This is a genomic window from Agromyces molybdatiresistens (assembly GCF_052748445.2).
In genome coordinates, this window is sequence record NZ_CM188258.1 from 1,157,854 (window position 1) to 1,175,224 (window position 17,371).

15 protein-coding genes are annotated in these 17,371 nt (G+C 71.7%); 12 read left to right on the plus strand and 3 right to left on the minus strand.

Annotated elements, in window-relative coordinates:
* The first annotated feature begins 144 nt into the window (after positions 1-144).
* From aceB to ACULK2_RS05315, 9 genes are all read left to right on the plus strand, one after another.
* Positions 145-1,743: a malate synthase A gene (gene aceB, locus ACULK2_RS05275; protein ID WP_445970251.1), complete on the plus strand. Its 1,599-nt coding sequence runs from the start codon at positions 145-147 to the stop codon at positions 1,741-1,743.
* A 3-nt stretch (positions 1,744-1,746) separates the two neighbouring features.
* A complete protein-coding gene (locus ACULK2_RS05280; RefSeq protein WP_445970250.1) occupies positions 1,747-3,042 on the plus strand; it encodes a DUF6986 family protein in 1,296 nt (431 codons plus the stop codon).
* Complete coding sequence (locus tag ACULK2_RS05285) at positions 3,039-3,893, plus strand: bifunctional allantoicase/(S)-ureidoglycine aminohydrolase (protein WP_445970249.1); 855 nt, start codon at positions 3,039-3,041, stop codon at positions 3,891-3,893. Before ACULK2_RS05280 ends, ACULK2_RS05285 begins: the two co-directional genes overlap by 4 nt.
* A gap of 74 nt (positions 3,894-3,967) precedes the next feature.
* Positions 3,968-5,428: an allantoinase AllB gene (allB, locus tag ACULK2_RS05290; RefSeq protein WP_445970273.1), complete on the plus strand. Its 1,461-nt coding sequence runs from the start codon at positions 3,968-3,970 to the stop codon at positions 5,426-5,428.
* Positions 5,418-5,912 (plus strand): 2-oxo-4-hydroxy-4-carboxy-5-ureidoimidazoline decarboxylase, encoded by a 495-nt coding sequence (gene uraD, locus ACULK2_RS05295; RefSeq protein WP_445970248.1) that lies wholly within the window; start codon positions 5,418-5,420, stop codon positions 5,910-5,912. The genes allB and uraD overlap by 11 nt, the downstream gene beginning before the upstream one ends.
* Complete coding sequence (gene uraH / locus ACULK2_RS05300) at positions 5,909-6,271, plus strand: hydroxyisourate hydrolase (RefSeq protein WP_445970247.1); 363 nt, start codon at positions 5,909-5,911, stop codon at positions 6,269-6,271. Before uraD ends, uraH begins: the two co-directional genes overlap by 4 nt.
* A 2-nt stretch (positions 6,272-6,273) precedes the next feature.
* On the plus strand, positions 6,274-7,173 hold the full coding sequence (gene pucL / locus ACULK2_RS05305) for a factor-independent urate hydroxylase (protein WP_445970246.1): 900 nt from the start codon (positions 6,274-6,276) through the stop codon (positions 7,171-7,173).
* A gap of 55 nt (positions 7,174-7,228) precedes the next feature.
* Positions 7,229-8,506: a saccharopine dehydrogenase family protein gene (locus tag ACULK2_RS05310; protein WP_445970245.1), complete on the plus strand. Its 1,278-nt coding sequence runs from the start codon at positions 7,229-7,231 to the stop codon at positions 8,504-8,506.
* Positions 8,507-8,804: 298 nt separating this feature from the next.
* A complete protein-coding gene (locus ACULK2_RS05315; protein ID WP_445970244.1) occupies positions 8,805-9,659 on the plus strand; it encodes a hypothetical protein in 855 nt (284 codons plus the stop codon).
* Here ACULK2_RS05315 and ACULK2_RS05320 read toward each other — a convergent pair.
* The 3 genes from ACULK2_RS05320 to ACULK2_RS05330 all read right to left on the minus strand — a co-directional run bounded on the left by ACULK2_RS05320 (position 9,587) and on the right by ACULK2_RS05330 (position 13,842).
* A complete protein-coding gene (locus ACULK2_RS05320) occupies positions 9,587-10,684 on the minus strand; it encodes a LacI family DNA-binding transcriptional regulator (protein WP_445970243.1) in 1,098 nt (365 codons plus the stop codon). The genes ACULK2_RS05315 and ACULK2_RS05320 overlap by 73 nt on opposite strands.
* Before the next feature lie 132 nt (positions 10,685-10,816).
* Positions 10,817-12,529: an IlvD/Edd family dehydratase gene (locus tag ACULK2_RS05325; RefSeq protein ID WP_445970242.1), complete on the minus strand. Its 1,713-nt coding sequence runs from the start codon at positions 12,527-12,529 to the stop codon at positions 10,817-10,819.
* Complete coding sequence (locus ACULK2_RS05330; protein WP_445970241.1) at positions 12,526-13,842, minus strand: fumarylacetoacetate hydrolase family protein; 1,317 nt, start codon at positions 13,840-13,842, stop codon at positions 12,526-12,528. The genes ACULK2_RS05325 and ACULK2_RS05330 overlap by 4 nt, the downstream gene beginning before the upstream one ends.
* A 234-nt stretch (positions 13,843-14,076) precedes the next feature.
* On the opposite strand from ACULK2_RS05330, the gene ACULK2_RS05335 reads away from it, so the two are divergent.
* From ACULK2_RS05335 to ACULK2_RS05345, 3 genes are all read left to right on the plus strand, one after another.
* On the plus strand, positions 14,077-15,420 hold the full coding sequence (locus tag ACULK2_RS05335) for an ABC transporter substrate-binding protein (protein ID WP_445970240.1): 1,344 nt from the start codon (positions 14,077-14,079) through the stop codon (positions 15,418-15,420).
* Positions 15,421-15,500: 80 nt separating this feature from the next.
* Positions 15,501-16,442: a carbohydrate ABC transporter permease gene (locus tag ACULK2_RS05340; protein ID WP_445970239.1), complete on the plus strand. Its 942-nt coding sequence runs from the start codon at positions 15,501-15,503 to the stop codon at positions 16,440-16,442.
* Complete coding sequence (locus ACULK2_RS05345) at positions 16,439-17,320, plus strand: carbohydrate ABC transporter permease (RefSeq protein ID WP_445970238.1); 882 nt, start codon at positions 16,439-16,441, stop codon at positions 17,318-17,320. The genes ACULK2_RS05340 and ACULK2_RS05345 overlap by 4 nt, the downstream gene beginning before the upstream one ends.
* Positions 17,321-17,371: the final 51 nt, after the last annotated feature.

Consider the following 17,371-nt stretch of genomic DNA (forward strand, 5'->3'; position numbering starts at 1 on the left):
GTTCCGGAGTCTACGCCGCGCGCGGGTGCGGGCCGCCCTCCCGCGCATGCGAGCATCGCGGTTCCGGCCGTTGCGCTTCTGCGCGAAGATGAGGGCGAGGTCACGAGCACCACCCGCATCGGAGCGGAAGGGAGCGGCAGCCGCATGACCATCGAGATCGTGTTCGCCGGCGGCCCGGCGGCCGACGACGACATCCTCACGGAGGACGCGCTCGCGTTCGTCGAGGAGCTGCACCACCGGTTCGACGCCCGTCGGCGCGAGCTGCTCGCGGCCCGCGCCGCGCGCCGTGCGCGGATCGCGCGCGGCGAGCCGCTCGACTTCCTCGCCGAGACCCGCGACGTGCGCGAAGGCGGCTGGCGGGTTCCGGCGCCTCCGCCCGCGCTCGCCGATCGACGTGTCGAGATCACCGGCCCGGCGTCGCCGGCGAAGATGGCGATCAACGCGTTGAACTCGGGGGCCAGGGTCTGGCTCGCCGACCTGGAGGACGCCTCGAGCCCGACCTGGCGGAACGTCGTCGACAGCGTGCGCAACCTCCGCGATGCGGCGCACGGCACGCTCGCGTGGACCTCGCCCGAGGGCAGGGCCTACGCGCTGCGCGACGACCTCCGGCGCCCGACGGTGGTCACGCGCCCGCGCGGCTGGCACCTGCCCGAGAAGCACGTGCTCGTCGACGGCGAGCGCGCATCCGGGTCGCTCGTCGACTTCGGGCTGCACTTCGCGCACACCGCCCGGACGCTCATCGACGCCGGTGCGGGCCCGTACTACTACCTGCCCAAGCTCGAGAGCCGGCTCGAGGCGCGCCTCTGGAACGAGGTGTTCGCGTTCGCCGAGGAGCGGTTCGGCATCCCGCCCGGCACGGTGCGCGCGACGGTGCTGATCGAGACGATCCCGGCCGCGTTCGAGATGGACGAGATCCTGTACGAACTGCGCGACCACGCGTCGGGCCTCAACGCCGGTCGCTGGGACTACCTCTTCAGCATCATCAAGGTGTTCCGCGACGCCGGGCCGGAGTTCGTCGTGCCCGACCGGGCGTCGGTGTCGATGACGGCGCCGTTCATGCGCGCCTACACCGAGCTGCTCGTGAAGACCTGCCACCGGCGCGGGGCCGTCGCGATGGGCGGCATGGCCGCGTTCGTGCCGAACCGGGCCGACCCCGAGGCCACCGCGGTCGCGTTCGAGAAGGTCCGCGCCGACAAGACCCGGGAGGCGGGCGACGGGTTCGACGGCTCGTGGGTCGCGCATCCCGACCTGGTCGCGGTCTGCCGCGAGGTGTTCGACGGCGTGCTCGGCGACCGCCCGAACCAGCTCGACCGGCAGCGCCCCGACGTGGCGGTCACGGCCGCCGAGCTGCTCGACGTCGCGTCGGCCGGCGGCGCGGTCACCGAAGCGGGGCTCCGCACCAACCTCTCCGTCGGCGTGGCGTACACCGCGGCCTGGCTCGGCGGTAACGGCGCGGTCGCGCTGCACAGCCTCATGGAGGACGCAGCCACCGCCGAGATCTCGCGGTCGCAGGTGTGGCAGCAGCTCAGGCACGGCGTGGTCCTCGCCGACACCGGCCGCACGCTGACGCGCGAGCTCGTGCGCGAGGTGCTCGACGAGGAGGTCGCGGCGCTTCGCGCCGACGTCCCGCCGGATCTCTTCGCGGCGTACTTCGAACCGGCGGCGCGCCTCGTCGCCGACCTCGTCCTCTCCGACGACTACGTCGACTTCCTCACGCTGCCCGCGTACGAGCTGCTGGACTGAGCCGTGCGCACCTCGCTGTCCACCGCCGCCCTCGCGTCGATCGACGAGAGGCTGGCCGAGACCGACCGGCTGCTCGCGGCAGCGTACCCGGGCGACGACGGAACGCGTCAGCCCGTGCACACGGTCTACGTCCCGGGCGACGCGTTCACGCCCGGGCTGGCCGCGGTGTGGGGCGCGGCGGCGCTCGCTTCGGCCGCCTCGGCGGGGGGCGTCGAGGCCCTCGCGGTGGATGTCGGCGTCGCCCCCGCGGTCGCGGCGGCCGTGGCCCCGCTCGTCGAGCGCAAGCTCGCGATCGAGCCCATCGAAGACCTCCGCATCGACTTCGAGGACGGCTACGGCGCCCGCGGCGACGAGACCGAGGACGCCGACGTCGCGCGCGCGGCCGAGCACGTCGTCTCGGCGATCGACGAGGGCGTCGCGCCGCCCTTCATCGGCATCCGCGTCAAGTCGTTCGAGGCGGCGACGCGGGCCCGCGGCATCCGCTCGCTCGACCTCTTCGTGACCGCGCTCGTCGACCGCGGCGCCCTGCCCGACGGGCTCGCCCTCACCCTGCCGAAGGTCTCGACGCTCGCGCAGGTCGAGGCGATGGCCGATGCCCTGGCCGCCCTCGAACGCGTACACGGGCTGCCGGGCGGCCGGCTCCGGTTCGAGGTGCAGGTCGAGACGCCCCAGGTCGTGCTCGGCCCCGACGGCCTCGCGCCGCTCGCGCGGATCGCCCACGCCGGCTCCGGCCGCGTCGCCGGCCTGCACTTCGGCACGTACGACTACACCGCCGCGCTCGGCATCGCCGCGCCGCACCAGTCGCTCGAGCACCCGGCCGCGGACCACGCGAAGGCCGTCATGCAGCTCGCGGTGGCCGGCACCGGCATCCGGCTGTCCGACGGGTCGTCGAACGTGCTCCCGATCGGCGACCGCGCGGGCGAGGCGTGGCGGCGGCACGCCCGGCTCGTGCGCCGGTCGCTCGAGCGCGGGTTCGCGCAGGGCTGGGACCTGCACGCCGCGCAGCTGCCGACGCGGTTCGTCGCGACGTACGGGTACTTCCGCGACGGCTATCCCGAGGCGGCGGCGCGGCTCCGGCACGTGCACGACCGGACCGCGGGCGCGGTGCTCGACGAGCCGGCGACGGTGCGCGCGCTCGCCGGCTTCGTGCACCGCGGCGTGCAGTGCGGGGCGCTCACGCCCGAGGAGGTCGCGGCCGACGCCGGACTCGACACGGCGGCGCTGGCCGGACTCGCGAGCCCGCGGCGCTCCGCGAGCAGGGTGCGGGCGACGAGCGCCGCGGACGAGGAGGACGCATGAGCTACTACACCCCGCCGGGCGGACTGCCCGCGCAGACCGAGCTGCTCACCGATCGCGCGATCGTGACCGAGGCGTACACGGTCGTCCCGAAGGGCGTGCTGCGCGACATCGTCACGAGCAACCTCCCGGGGTTCACTCGCACGCGTTCGTGGATCCTCGCTCGGCCGATCGCCGGGTTCTCGACGACCTTCGCGCAGCTCATCGTCGAGATCGCGCCGGGCGGCGGTGCGTCGCGGCCGGAGGCGGAGGAGGGCGTCGAGGCGGTGCTCTTCGTCACGTCGGGCGAGCTGACGCTCGACCTCGAGGGTGCGCGGCACGACCTCGGCCCGGGCGGGTACGCGTACCTCGCCGCCGGCGCGGCGTGGTCGATCGCGAACGAGGGCGAGGCGCCCGCGTCCTTCCACTGGATCCGCAAGGCCTACGAGCGGGCGTCCGGCATCGACGCGCCCGCGTCGTTCGTCACGAGCGACGCCGCCGTCGAGCCGCAGCCGATGCCCGGCACCGACGGCGCCTGGGCGACCACGCGCTTCGTCGACCCCGACGACCTCGCGCACGACATGCACGTGAACATCGTCACGTTCCGGCCGGGCGGTTCGATCCCGTTCGCCGAGACGCACGTCATGGAGCACGGGTTGTACGTGCTCGAGGGCAAGGGCGTCTACCGCCTGAACGGCGACTGGGTCGAGGTCGAGGCCGGCGACTTCATGTGGCTGCGCGCCTTCTGCCCGCAGGCCTGCTACGCGGGCGGCCCGGGCCCGTTCCGGTACCTGCTGTACAAGGACGTCAACCGGCAGGTGCGCCTGACCGGTGACGACGGCGGCGCCGGCCGGGCGGCGAGTCGGCGCGGATGAGCGGGCGGATGACGCGGGGCGCCGCCTCCGCGACCGGTGCGGCGGCTGCGGCAGCGCCGGGCCCGAGCGGGCGGATGCCGCGGGGCGGCCCGTCCGCGACCGGCCGAACCGCGGCATCCGTCGCCTTCGACCTCGTGCTCGCGGGCGATCGGGTGCTCGTCGACGGTGCCTTCGTGCCCGCGGAGGTCGGAGTCCGCGACGGGCGGATCGCGCGGATCGCGGGGCCGGGAGCGCGACTCGACGGGGCGCTCCGGGTGCGGCTCGCCGACGACGAGGTACTCGTCCCCGGGCTCGTCGACACCCACGTGCACGTCAACGAGCCGGGCCGCACCGAATGGGAGGGGTTCGCGAGCGCGACCCGTGCCGCGGCCGCGGGCGGCGTCACGACGATCGTGGACATGCCGCTCAACAGCATCCCGCCGACGACCTCGGTGGCCGCCCTCGAGGCCAAGCGGCGCGCGGCGGAGGGGCGGGTCGCGGTCGACGTCGGGTTCTGGGGCGGCATCGTGCCGGGCAACGAGGCCGACCTGCTGCCGCTCGCCGAGGCGGGCGTGTTCGGGTTCAAGTGCTTCCTCCTCGACTCCGGGGTCCCGGAGTTCCCGCCGGTGTCGGCCGACGAGCTCGAGCGAGCGATGGCGGTCGTCGCGAACGGGCGGCACGACGCGGTCGCCGGGCGGGGCGCAGGTTCCGGTGCGGCCGCCGACCCGCTCGTCATCGTGCACGCCGAGGACGCCGCCGTGATCGACGCGGCGCCGCACGCGCACGGGCGCGCCTACGCGGACTTCCTCGCCTCACGACCGGACGCCGCGGAGGGCGACGCGATCGCGGCCGTGATCGATGCGGCACGTCGCACCGGCGCGCGCGCGCACATCCTGCACCTCAGCTCGGCCGGCGCGCTCGGCGCGATCGCCCGCGCGCGGGCCGACGGCGTGCGACTCACCGTCGAGACCTGCCCGCACTACCTCGCGCTGACCGCCGACGAGGTCCCGGAGGGCGGCACGGCGTTCAAGTGCTGCCCGCCGATCCGGGGCGCCGCGAACCGAGACGCACTGTGGCGCGGCCTCGCGGCGGGCGTGATCGACACGATCGTCTCCGATCACTCGCCGGCCCCGGCCGCGCTGAAGCTCGCGGGCGACGGCGACTTCGCCGAGGCGTGGGGCGGCATCGCCTCGCTCCAGCTCGGGCTGCCCGTCGTCTGGACGGAGGCGCGCGGCCGCGGCATCCGCCTGGAGCGGGTCGTCGAGTGGATGAGCGCGGCGCCGGCGCGCCTGATCGGACTGAGCGGGAAGGGCGCGATCGCCGAGGGTTCGGATGCCGATCTCGCGATCCTGGCACCCGACGAGGCGTTCACGGTGGATGCCGCGGCGCTGCAGCACCGGCACCCGATCACACCGTACGACGGCCGCGAGCTCGTGGGTGCGGTGCGGGCGACCTACCTCGCGGGCGAGCCGATCGACCTCGCCGACGGCGCGGTGGCGCGCGGCCGCCTGCTGCGCCGGGCAGGATCGGAGGGTGGTCAGGGCGATGTCGCTTGACGCGTTCAACCGGGCCGATCGCGACGACGCGATCGGGTTCCTCCGGCCCTGCCTCGACGTCGACCGCTGGTGCGCGGAGATCGCCGACGGCCGCCCGTACGCCTCGGTCGACGACGTCCTCGCGCGGGCCGGGACCGCGGCCGAGCCGCTCACCGAGGCCGAGGTCGACGGCGCCCTCGCGCGCCATCCGCGCATCGGCGACCGACCGACGGGAGCGAGCGCGCAGGCCGCGATGTCGCGCGCCGAGCAGGCCGGCGTCGACCCGGCCGACACGGCCGTCGCGGCCGCGCTCGCCGAGGGCAACCGCGCGTACGAGGAGCGGTTCGGCCGCGTGTTCCTCATCCGCGCCGCCGGGCGGTCCTCGCGCGAGATCCTCGACGCGCTCACCCTCCGACTCCGGCACACGCCGGAGGAGGAGGCGCCCGTCGTCGCCGACCAGCTCCGCCAGATCGCCGTCCTCCGACTGAAGGGACTCCTCGCATGAGCAGCCAGGGCGCCGCGCCGAAGCGGTCGCGCATCACCACGCACGTCCTCGACGCCACCTCGGGGCGCCCCGCCGAGGGGGTCGGCGTCGAGCTCTCCGTGCGGGAGGGCGACGGATGGCGCGAGCTCGACGCCGCCGTCACCGACGCCGACGGCCGCGTCTCGCGCATCGGTCCCGAGACGCTGCCCGCGGGGGAGTACCGCCTGCGCTTCGACACCGCGGCGTACTTCGCCGCACGCGGCACCGACTCGTTCTACCCCGAGGTGGTGCTCACCGTCCGGGTCGCCGCCGACGGCCGGCACGTGCACGCGCCGCTGCTGCTCAGCCCGTTCGCCTACTCCACCTACCGAGGGAGCTGACCATGTCCGAGCCCGCCATCGTCCTCGGCGCGAACCAGTACGGCAAGGCCGAGGTGCGCGTCGTGAAGGTCACGCGCGATCGCGCCCGCCACGAGATCGACGACCTCAACGTGACCTCGCAGCTGCGCGGCGACTTCGCCGCGGCGCACGTCGAGGGCGACAACGCCCACATCGTGCCGACCGACACGCAGAAGAACACCATCTTCGCGTTCGCGCGCGACGGCGTCGGCTCGCCCGAGGCGTTCCTGCTGCGCCTCGCCGACCACTTCGTCTCGTCGTTCGAGTGGGTGACGGGCGGCCGCTGGGCGGCCGATCGGTACGCGTGGCAGCGCATGGAGGTGGGTGGCGCCGAGCACGACCACGCCTTCGTGCGGAGCGGCCAGGAGGTGCGCACGGCCGTGGTCGTGGCCGACCGCGGGGAACGGCACGTGCTCGCGGGGCTCACGGGCCTCACCGTGCTGCGCACGACCGGATCGGGCTTCGAGGCGTACCCGCGCGACCGCTACACGACGTTGGCCGAGACCCGCGACCGCATCCTCGCGACGGACGTCACCGCGCGCTGGCGCTACGCACGCGCCGACGTCGACTACGACGCGGCGTACGCGAGCGTACGCTCGCTGCTCCTCGAGGCGTTCGCCGAGCCGTACTCGCCCGGCCTGCAGTCGACGCTCTACGGCATGGGCCGGCGCGTGCTCGAGGAGCACGCGGAGATCGCGGAGATCCGCTTCTCGATGCCGAACAAGCACCACTTCGCGGTCGATCTCTCGCCCTTCGGGCTCGACAACCCGAACGAGGTCTTCCACGCCGCCGACCGTCCGTACGGGCTCATCGAGGCCGCGGTGGTGCGCGAGGGCGTGGTCTCGCCGCCGGCCGCGTGGGACGGCATCGCCGGGTTCTGCTGACCCGCAGTAATTATCCAACTGGACAATTGCTGCGCCGGCGGCTACCGTACCGATCATGCGAATCCTCCTCATCGGTGCGGGGGGCGTCGGCGATGCGATCGCCAAGATCGCCGCCCGCCGCGACTTCTTCGAACTCCTCGTCGTGAGCGACTACGACGAGTCCCGCGCCCGCCGCACGGTCGACTGGATCGCCGCGAGGCACGGCGACGCCGTGGCGGCTCGATTCACCTCGGCGCAGGTCGATGCGGGCGATCCCGAGGTCGTGGCATCCGTCGCCCGCGAGCACGGCGCGACCCACGTCATGAACGCGATCGAGCCGAAGTTCGTGCCGTCGATCTTCCGCGGCGCGCTCGCCGCGGGCGCCGACTACCTCGACATGGCCATGAGCCTGTCGGAGCCGCACCCGACCGACCCCTGCACCGAGACCGGCGTGAAGCTCGGCGACGACCAGTTCGCGCAGGCCGACGACTGGGAGAAGGCGGGTCGCCTCGCGCTCGTCGGCATGGGTGTCGAGCCCGGGCTCTCCGACGTGTTCGCGCGATACGCCGCCGACCACCTGTTCAGCGAGATCGACGAACTCGGCACGCGCGACGGCGCCAACCTCGTCGTGCGCGACGACGCCGGCAACGAGATCTTCGCGCCGTCGTTCTCGATCTGGACCACCATCGAGGAGTGCCTGAACCCGCCGGTCGTGTGGGAGCAGGACCGCGGCTGGTACACGACCCCGCCGTTCAGCGAACCCGAGGTGTTCGAGTTCCCCGAGGGCATCGGCCCGGTCGAGTGCGTGAACGTCGAGCACGAGGAGGTGCTCCTCATGCCGCGCTGGGTCGACGCGAAGCGCGTCACCTTCAAGTACGGCCTCGGCGACGAGTTCATCAACGTCCTGAAGACCCTGCACCTGCTGGGTCTCGACTCGACGACGCCGATCCGCGTGCGCAGCGCGAACGGCCCGGTCGAGGTCGCCCCGCGCGACGTCGTCGCGGCGGCACTGCCCGACCCCGCCACGATCGGCCCGCGCATGACCGGCAAGACCTGCGCCGGCCTCTGGGTGACCGGACGCGGAACAGACGGCGAGCCCCGCGAGGTGTACCTCTACCACGTGAGCGACAACGAGTGGACGATGCGCGAGTACGAGGCGCAGTGCGTGGTCTGGCAGACCGCGCTGAACCCGGTCATCGCGCTCGAGCTGCTCGCGACGGGCGCCTGGGAGGGACGCGGCGTGCTCGGCCCCGAGGCGTTCGACGCGCAGCCGTTCCTCGACCTCATGGCGAAGGCCGAGGCCGACGGCGGCTACGGCCAGCCGTGGGGCATGGAGGACCGCCTGGCGCGCTGAGCCCGCCCCGCGCCCGCGCCCGCGCCATCCGCCCCACGCCCCGCCCGCCCCGCGCCCGCGCCTCGGCCGCCCCGCCCCGCGCCATCCGCCCCGCGCCATCCGCCCCGCCCGCCCGCGCCTCGGCCGCCCCGCGCCATCCGCCCCGCGCCATCCGCCCCGCCCGCCCGCGCCCACCCCACCGAGTACGGTTTCTGCGGTGGAGTCCCTGTTCGAAGGCACTCCATCGCACAAACCGTACTCGGATGGGGCGGGGCGCGGGCGGACGGGCTCGGCGCCGGCACGCGGTAGGGTCCCGAGCATGACGGATGCCGCGACGCTCGCCCGCGCGCACGCGCTCGCCGACGAGGAGGACCGCCGCGCCGGCGTCGTCACGCGTGAGGCCCGCGCCGACGAGCTCGCGGGCGCGCTCGCGCGCTTCGACGCGACGTGGGGCGTCGGCCGCACGGTCGACCTGGCATCCCTGAAGGCGATCGCGCACGCCGGCAACACCGTGCTCGTGGCCGTGCCCGCGGCCGACCGTGCGGATGCCGCGGGGGAGCTCGCCGATCCCGCCGACCCGCCGCTCGGGGCGGCACTGGGCTTCCTCGGCTGGGACGGCGGCCTCCACGTGCACTCGCACATGAACGCCGTCGATCCGGTCGCGCGAGGCCGCGGCATCGGCGTCGCGCTGAAGCTCCGGCAGCGCGCGATCTGCCTCGACCACGGCGTCGAGGAGATCCGCTGGACGTACGACCCGCTCATCCGCCGCAACGCGCGCATGAACCTCGTCCGGCTCGGCGCCGAGGTGGCCGCGTACCACCCCGACTTCTACGGCGAGCTGCGCGACGCGATCTCGGGCGGCGACCGCAGCGACCGCTTCGAGGTGCGCTGGCGTCTCACCTCACCGCGCGCGACGCGCGCACTCGAGCGGATGCCGCAGCCGGTATGGCACGCGGAGGGCGGCCTGCCGCTCGTGGCCGACTTCGAGGCCGTCCGCTCGGCCGCGCCCGAGACTGCTGAGGCACTCCGCGACGCCTCGCGCGAGGCCTTCGCCGCGCTCGCCGACGGACGGCTCCGCCCCGAGCTCGATGCGAACGGCGACTACGCCTTCACCGCCGACGACCCCGATCGGGCGCCCGTCGACGTCGACGCGTCGTCGACGAGCGAGGCGTGAGGCGGTTCCACTCCACCGGTGGACTCGCGCTCGACGATCCGGAAGTCCGGCTTGATCTGACGAGGCGGGCGCCGCTCCTCGGCCTTCTCCATGATCCGCTCGAGCAGCAGCTCGACGGCGATCTCGGCGATCTCGTCCCGACCGGGATCCACGCTCGACATCGAGGGGACCGAGAACCGCGATTCGTCGATGTTGTCGAAGCCGATGACGGCCACGTCTTCAGGAACGCGGACGCCCGCTTCGCCGAGCGCCCGCAGCACACCGAGTCCGAGGGTGTCGTTGAGCGCGAACACCGCATCGAACGGCACCTGTTCGTCGATCAAGCGCCAGGTGGCGTGCGCGCCCGTCTCGCGGTTCCACGGCTCGGCGACCCGGATCAGATCCGGGTCCTCGGCGATCCCTGCTGCGTCGAGGGCCTGTCGATAGCCGTCCAGGCGGAGTGACCCGGAGCTCGCGTCGGCATCCGACGTCGGCGCTCCGATCAGGGCGATGCGGGTGCGCCCGAGACCGAGCAGGTGCTCCACGGCGGCACGTGCGGACGAGGTGTTGTGCATCGTCACGTGGTCCGTCGGACCGCCGAAGATCCGTTCGCCCAGGAGCACGAGCGGGATCGGCACGTCGAGTGCCTCGGCATCGGCCTGACCGAGGCTGACGGGGCTGAACAGGAGTCCGTCGGTGAGGTGCAGCTTCCCGCCGCCGAGCGAGGCCAGCTCCTTCTCGCGGTCGCCGTTCGTCTGCTCGATCAGTACGCTGCGGCCGCGACGATCGGCGGCCCTGATGACGGCGTCGGCCAGTTCGGCGAAGTAGTTCTCCCGAAGGGCTGGGACGGCCAGGCCGATCACTCCGGTGCGTCCCGAACGCAGCCCGCGTGCCGAGACGTTGGGTCGGTACCCGAGCTCGCGGATGGCGTTGCGCACCCGCTCGCGCGTCTCCGGTCTGACGTGCGGGTAGTCGTGGACCACATTCGAGACCGTCTTGATGGAGACGCCGGCCGCTCGCGCGACATCGTGCAGCGTGGCCCCCATGCCCGTCCCTCCTCACGCTCCCGCCGCCACTGTACCCCAGCAGCGGCGCCGGATCGGCGGCGGTGCGTGCGCTGTCCTGACCACGGACCGGGCGCGGAGTGCGTCACCGGGCCGGCGTTCGTCGCACGCGGATCAGTGGGATTCCCGGGCGACGTCGGGCCCCGATGCACCGGTCAGGAAGTCCAGATCGGCGCCGGTGTCGGCTTGGAGGACGTGGTCGACGTAGAGTCTCTCCCAGCCGCGCGCCGGTGCCGCGAAGGCGTCGGAGGTGGCTCCGGGGACGCGGCGCCGCTGCAGCTCCTCGTCCGGGACCAGCAGCTCGAGCCGGCGGCCGCGCACGTCGAGCAGGATCTCGTCCCCGTCCTGCACGAGTCCGAGCGGACCGCCGGCTGCCGCTTCCGGGGTGACGTGGAGCACGACGGTGCCGTAGGCGGTGCCGCTCATGCGGCCGTCGCAGATGCGGACCATGTCGCGCACGCCCTGCTGGAGGAGCTTCTGCGGCAACGGCATGTTCGCGACCTCGGGCATGCCGGGGTAGCCGCGAGGCCCGCAGCCTCGGAGGACCAGCACCGAGGACGCGTCCACGTCCAGGTCGGGGTCGTCGATGCGGGCGTGCAGGTCCTCGACGGAATCGAACACGACCGCCCGGCCGCGGTGCTCGAGCAGCGCGGGGGTTGCTGCGGCGGGCTTGATGATCGCGCCCGTCGGGGCGAGGTTGCCGCGCAGGACCGCGATGCCGGCACCGTCGAGCAGCGGCCGGGTCCGCGGCGCGATGACGTCGGCGTCCCAGATCTGCTGGTCGTCCAGGTACTCGACGAGCGGGCGCCCGGTGACGGTGATCGCGGTCGGATCGAGCAGGTCGCGGACCTGGTCGAGCACGGCGAGCAGGCCGCCGGCGCGGAAGAAGTCCTCCATCAGGTACCGGCCTGCCGGTTGCAGGTTGACGAGCAGGGGCACCTCGGCGGCGATCCGGTCGAAGTCGTCGAGGGTGAGCTCGATCCCGAGGCGGCCGGCGATGGCGAGCAGGTGCACGACCGCGTTCGTCGAGCCGCCGATCGCGGCGAGGGTGACGATCGCGTTGTGGAAGGACGCCGCCGTGATGGTCGTGCTGGGTGTGCGCCCCTGGGCGACCATCTCGACGATCAGCCGGCCGGTCTCGTGCGCGCCCTCGAGCAGCCTGCTGTCGGGGGCGGGCGTGCCCGCGATGCCCGGGACGGTGGTGCCCAGCGCCTCGGCGAGCAGCCCCATGGTCGACGCGGTTCCCATGGTGTTGCAGTGGCCGCGGCTGCGGATCATGGACGATTCCGAGCGGGCGAACAGCTTCGCCGACAGGGTGCCCGCGCGGACCTCCTCGCTGAGCTTCCACACGTCGGTGCCGCACCCCAGCGGCACGCCGCGGAACGTGCCGTTCAGCATCGGCCCGCCCGGGACGACGACAGCGGGGAGGTCGACCGACGCGGCGGCCATCAGCAGCGACGGGATGGTCTTGTCGCAGCCCCCGAGCAGCACCACGCCGTCGATCGGGTTCGCGCGCAGCATCTCCTCGATCGCCATCGCCGCCATGTTCCGCCACAGCATCGCGGTCGGCCGCACCTGGGTCTCACCGAGCGAGACCACCGGCAGGTTCAACGGGACCCCGCCCGCTTCCGAGATGCCGAGCTTCACGCTCTGCGCGACCTCGTCGAGGTGCGAATTGCACGGCGTCAGATCCGACGCGGTGTTCGCGATCGCGATCTGGGGCCGGTCGAACGCGTCGGACGGAACCCCGCGCCGCATCCACGCGCGATGGAGATAGGCGTTGCGGTCGTCCCCGCCGTACCACTGCGAACTGCGTCGTTCGTTCATCGCTCCACCTGCTCCGTCCGGTCGGATCCGTATCGAGGCGCCCCCGCGTGGCCGCGAGGATTCGCTGCCGCCCGTCGCCTCGCAACGCTCGTTCGCTCGTCCGAAGGGGTCTCGGGCCCTTCGACCGCAGTGGCCGCCCGGGTCGAGTCCGCCGCGATCGCGCCCATGAGCGCGCGGATGCCGAACGTCCATGGTTCGAGCTCCTCGCTGATTCCGACGGTGTTCACCAGGGATCCGAGGGCGGGACTCGATATGGCGACCCGGTCGCCCACGTGGTGCGTGAAACCCCGCCCCGCCTCGCCGCGATCCTGCACCGGCGCGAACAGCGTGCCGGTGAACAGTGCGAAGCCGTCCGGGTACCGGTGGTGCGCGCCGGACGTCGCGGCGATCAGCTCCTCGAAGGGCCGGCTGATCCGATCCAGTGCATTCGTCCCCTCGAGCAGGAAGCCGTCGTCACCCTCGACCCGCAACGCGATCGTCTCGGTGCGCAGCCGTTCGAGGTCGAACCGTTCGTCGAAGAGCCGGAGGAACGGCCCCACGGCGCAGGAGGCGTTGTTGTCCTTCGCGGCACCGAGGAGCAGGGCGCTGCGTCCCTCGATGTCACGCAGGTTGACGTCGTTGCCGAGCGTGGCCGCGACCGGCACACCACGTGAGTCCATGACCAGCACCAGTTCGGGCTCGGGATTGTTCCACTTCGACTCGCTCCGCACGCCGACGTGGGCGCCGAAGCCCACGGAGGAGAGGACCGGCGCCTTCGTGAACACCTCCGGGTCGGGTCCGATGCCCACCTCCAGGTACTGCGACCAGAGTCCCTCGGCGAGGAGGGCACGCTTGAGCGCCAGGGCGTCGGTCGAGCCGGGCCGGATGCCCGCGATCCCACCTCCGATCGAGGCGGAGACACGCTCGCGGAGGTCAGCCGCCGCGGCCCGGTCACCGCCGGCCCGCTCCTCGATGACCCGCTCGAGCAGCGAGTCGACGAAGGTGACCCCGCACGCCTTGACGACCTGCAGGTCGATCGGGGCCAGCAGCCGTGGACGAGTGGCATCCCGTTCGAGGGAGGCGCGGATGACGTCGGAGATCGGCCAGGAGCGCCCCGTCGCATCCGCGTGTGCGAGCACCGCCGGTGCGGCCTCGATCTCGAGGAGGTCCGAAACCGTCGTCGCGATCGACGAGACGTCGATGAGGCGGTCGTGGCGCACCACCGCGACGACGGGTGCAGCACGTTCCGGATCGTCGATGCGGGCGGTCAGCACCGCGTCCTCGACGTCGACAGGGAGTATCCCGGAGGCCGCATACGCGGTACTCGAGCTCACATCTGCTCCTTTGCTGGTCGAACGGCACAGGCGCGCCGACTTCCTCGGTCCGGAAGTTTCGGCCACCCCCTTGACAACTTCCGACGAAGGGAGCAGGCTCTGTGCAACGTTGGAAGTACAACGTTGTATATCCAGATCGTAACCTCCCAGCCGGGCTCGCGCGACGGTCCGGTCCGTATCCGCATCTGGGTAGAGCACCGACGAAGATGTCCACGCTTTCCGAAAGGCACCCCAGTGAACACGAAGCACCTCCTGGCCGCAGCCGCCACGCTTGCGCTCGCGGGCTCGCTCACCGCCTGCACCCCCGGCGACGACAACGGCAACGACGACGCCAATTGCACGAACACGATCCCCAAGGGCGACCTGCCCGTCGTGACGATGTGGGCCTGGTACCCCAACATGGAACTCGTCGTCGACAACTTCAACGAGCAGAACGACGAGGTCCAGGTCTGCTGGACCAACGCCGGTGCCGGTGGAGACGAGTACGACAAGTTCCAGACGGCGATCTCCGCGGGCAGCGGGGCGCCCGACGTGGTCATGCTCGAGGCGGACCGCATCCCGACCTTCCAGGCCCAGAACGCTCTCGTGGAACTCAACGACCTCGGCTACGAGGACGTCGCGGAGAACTTCAGCGACGGCGCCTGGAAGGACGTCTCGGTCGGCGACGGCGTGTTCGGCGCCCCGGTCGACGGTGGGCCGATGGCGATGATCTACCGCAAGGACATATTCGAGCAGTACGGCATCACGCCGCCGACCACCTGGGAGGAGTATGAAGCCGCCGCTCAGACCGTGAAGGACGCCGGGGGCCCCTTCTTCGGCGACCTCGGTGCCAACGTCCCGGCCGTCATGATGGCGCTGCAGTACCAGAACGGTGCGCAGCCGTTCACGTACGATTCGGCGTCGCCCGAGAACATGGGCGTCAACCTCAACGACGACGCGTCGAAGGAGGTGCTCGACTATTGGGCAGGACTCGCCTCGAAGGGCCTGGTCGGCAAGCAGGACCAGTTCACACCCGAGTACATCTCCGGGGTGATCGGCGGCGAGTACGCGACCTACATCTCCGCCGCATGGGCGCCGGGCTACCTGCAGGGCGCAGGAGTCGGCGAGGGTGCGGACGCGGGTGTGTGGGCGACCGCTCCGCTGCCGCAGTGGGACCCGGACAACCCGGTGTCGGTGAACTGGGGCGGCTCCGCCTTCTCGGTGACCACCCAGGCCGACGACCCGGAGCTCGCGGCGAAGGTCGCGTTCGGGGTCTACGCCGACGACGCATCGCTCGAGGACGGCTGGCGGAACCAGATCATCTTCCCCCTCAACGTCAACGTGCTCGAGGACTCGGCGTTCCAGGACTACGAGGTTCCGTTCTTCGACGGTCAGCAGGCGAACAAGGAGGTGTACGTCCCGGCGGCCAACGCCTACACGGGCATGACCTACACGCCGATCGGCCAGTACTACTACTCGGCGTTCACCGAGCAGATCGCTGCCATCAATGAAGGATCCGTCAGCGGGTCCGAAGCAGCGGACGCGCTCCAGGAGGATGTCGTCGCCTATGCGACCGAACAGGGGTTCACGGTCGAATGACGTGAGCGTCGCGGGCCGGTTCGCTCTGCGGGCCGGCCCGCCGCCTTCAGTTCACTCCCACCTGATCCGGAGCATTTCCCATGACTGTCGATCTCATCGAAGAGGCCGCCGCTCCGCCGCGCGCCCGACCCTCGCGCCGGAGGACCCACGTCCGCCGCAATCTCACCGGGTGGGCCTTCGTCGGCCCGTTCGCCGTCGTCTTCCTCGCGTTCCTCATCGCGCCCCTCCTGTACGCGCTCTACCTGAGCCTCTTCCAGAAGTCGATCGTCGGAGGGACGCGGTTCGTCCTCTTCGGCAACTACGCCAAGGCGTTCACCGATCCCAGCTTCCTCGACGGCGTCTGGTTCGTGATCACCTTCTCCGTGGTGCTGATCCCGCTGCAGATGGCGATCTCACTCGCGATCGCGCTCATCCTCGACGTGGTGACGACGTCGTTCGCGCGGTTCTCGAGACTGATGATCTTCCTGCCCTACGCGATCCCCGCAGTGATCGGCGCGCTGATGTGGGGCTTCCTGTACAGCAGGAACTTCGGTCCCATCGCGGACTTCTTCCAGGCGTTCGGGGCCACGGGACCTGATCTCCTCAGCCGTGACCTGATCTTCTACGGTCTGCTCAATATCGTGACGTGGCAGTGGGCCGGCTACTACATGATCATCCTCTACGCCGCGCTGCAGGGGATCGATCCGACCCTGTACGAAGCGGCTCGCATCGATGGTGCCTCGCAGTGGCAGATCGTCCTCCGGATCAAGATCCCGCTGGTCGCACCGGCGCTGGTCCTCATCCTGGTGTTCGCGCTGATCGGCACCCTGCAGTTCTTCAATGAACCCAAGATCCTGCAGCAACTGGCGGCCGGGGCGATTCCGGACGACTTCACGCCGAACATGTACGCATACCAGCAGGCCTTCACGCTGGCGAACTACAACTACGGCTCCGCCATCTCGTTCGCACTCGGCGCCGTCGTCTTCATCTGCGTCTACATCTTCCTGTTCACGACCCGCAAGCGGGGGAGCTTCCTCTCATGAGCGCCACCATCACTCGCCGGTCGCCCCGTCGCACGCGCTACATCCCGCTCCAGGTCGTGCTCGGCATCCTGATGGTCTACTTCCTCGTCCCCTTCTGGTGGGTCGTGGTGAACAGCTCGAAGACCTCGGCCGGATTGTTCGGGGGCGGCAGCGCGCTCTGGTTCGCGGAGGACATCGACTACCTCGGCAACCTCTCGCAGCTGTTCACGTACGGCGGCGGCATCTACGTCCGATGGCTGCTCAACTCGGCGATGTACGCGATCGTGGGCGGAGTCGGAGCGACCGCACTCGCCGTCCTCGCCGGCTGGGGCTTCGCGAAGTACCGGTTCGCCGGTCGGCGCCTCGGATTCGCCGTCCTGCTCGGGGCGGTCATGGTGCCGGCGACGGCCCTCGTCATCCCGACCTTCGTCCTCTTCGCCCAGGCGGGCATCACGAACACCGTCTGGGCGGTCATCCTGCCGACGCTGCTCAATCCGTTCGGGGTCTACCTCATGTGCGTCTACGCGCGGGACGCGGTTCCGGACGAACTCATCGACGCCGCCCGCGTCGATGGTGCCGGGGAGCTCCGCGTCTTCCTGCAGGTCGCGCTTCCGATGCTCCGGCCCGCGATCGTCACCGTGCTGCTCCTCTCCGTCGTGGCCTCGTGGAACAACTACTTCCTGCCGCTCGCGATGCTGTCGGACAACCGCCTCTTCCCGGTCACCGTCGGGATCGGACTCTGGCAGGCGACGGCGTCGACCTACGGCGCCGCGGGCGGGGAGAGCCTGTGGAGCATCATCATCCTGGGATCGCTCGTCTCGGTGATCCCGTTGGTCATCGCCTTCCTGACGCTGCAGAAGTACTGGCAGGGCGGGCTCTCGATCGGAAGTCTCAAGTGATCATCGGGGGCCGACCCACGTCGCCCGCAGTCCACGTCCACGACAGGCAAT

What these genes read in the sequence shown, in the direction of transcription:
- aceB (WP_445970251.1), top strand. Translation starts at nt 145, where the DNA reads ATGACCATCGAGATCGTGTTCGCCGGCGGCCCGGCGGCCGACGACGAC.
- ACULK2_RS05285 (WP_445970249.1), top strand. Translation starts at nt 3,039, where the DNA reads ATGAGCTACTACACCCCGCCGGGCGGACTGCCCGCGCAGACCGAGCTG.
- allB (WP_445970273.1), top strand. Translation starts at nt 3,968, where the DNA reads ATGCCGCGGGGCGGCCCGTCCGCGACCGGCCGAACCGCGGCATCCGTC.
- uraD (WP_445970248.1), top strand. Translation starts at nt 5,418, where the DNA reads ATGTCGCTTGACGCGTTCAACCGGGCCGATCGCGACGACGCGATCGGG.
- uraH (WP_445970247.1), top strand. Translation starts at nt 5,909, where the DNA reads ATGAGCAGCCAGGGCGCCGCGCCGAAGCGGTCGCGCATCACCACGCAC.
- pucL (WP_445970246.1), top strand. Translation starts at nt 6,274, where the DNA reads ATGTCCGAGCCCGCCATCGTCCTCGGCGCGAACCAGTACGGCAAGGCC.
- ACULK2_RS05310 (WP_445970245.1), top strand. Translation starts at nt 7,229, where the DNA reads ATGCGAATCCTCCTCATCGGTGCGGGGGGCGTCGGCGATGCGATCGCC.
- ACULK2_RS05315 (WP_445970244.1), top strand. Translation starts at nt 8,805, where the DNA reads ATGACGGATGCCGCGACGCTCGCCCGCGCGCACGCGCTCGCCGACGAG.
- ACULK2_RS05320 (WP_445970243.1), bottom strand. Translation starts at nt 10,684, where the DNA reads ATGGGGGCCACGCTGCACGATGTCGCGCGAGCGGCCGGCGTCTCCATC.
- ACULK2_RS05325 (WP_445970242.1), bottom strand. Translation starts at nt 12,529, where the DNA reads ATGAACGAACGACGCAGTTCGCAGTGGTACGGCGGGGACGACCGCAAC.
- ACULK2_RS05340 (WP_445970239.1), top strand. Translation starts at nt 15,501, where the DNA reads ATGACTGTCGATCTCATCGAAGAGGCCGCCGCTCCGCCGCGCGCCCGA.
- ACULK2_RS05345 (WP_445970238.1), top strand. Translation starts at nt 16,439, where the DNA reads ATGAGCGCCACCATCACTCGCCGGTCGCCCCGTCGCACGCGCTACATC.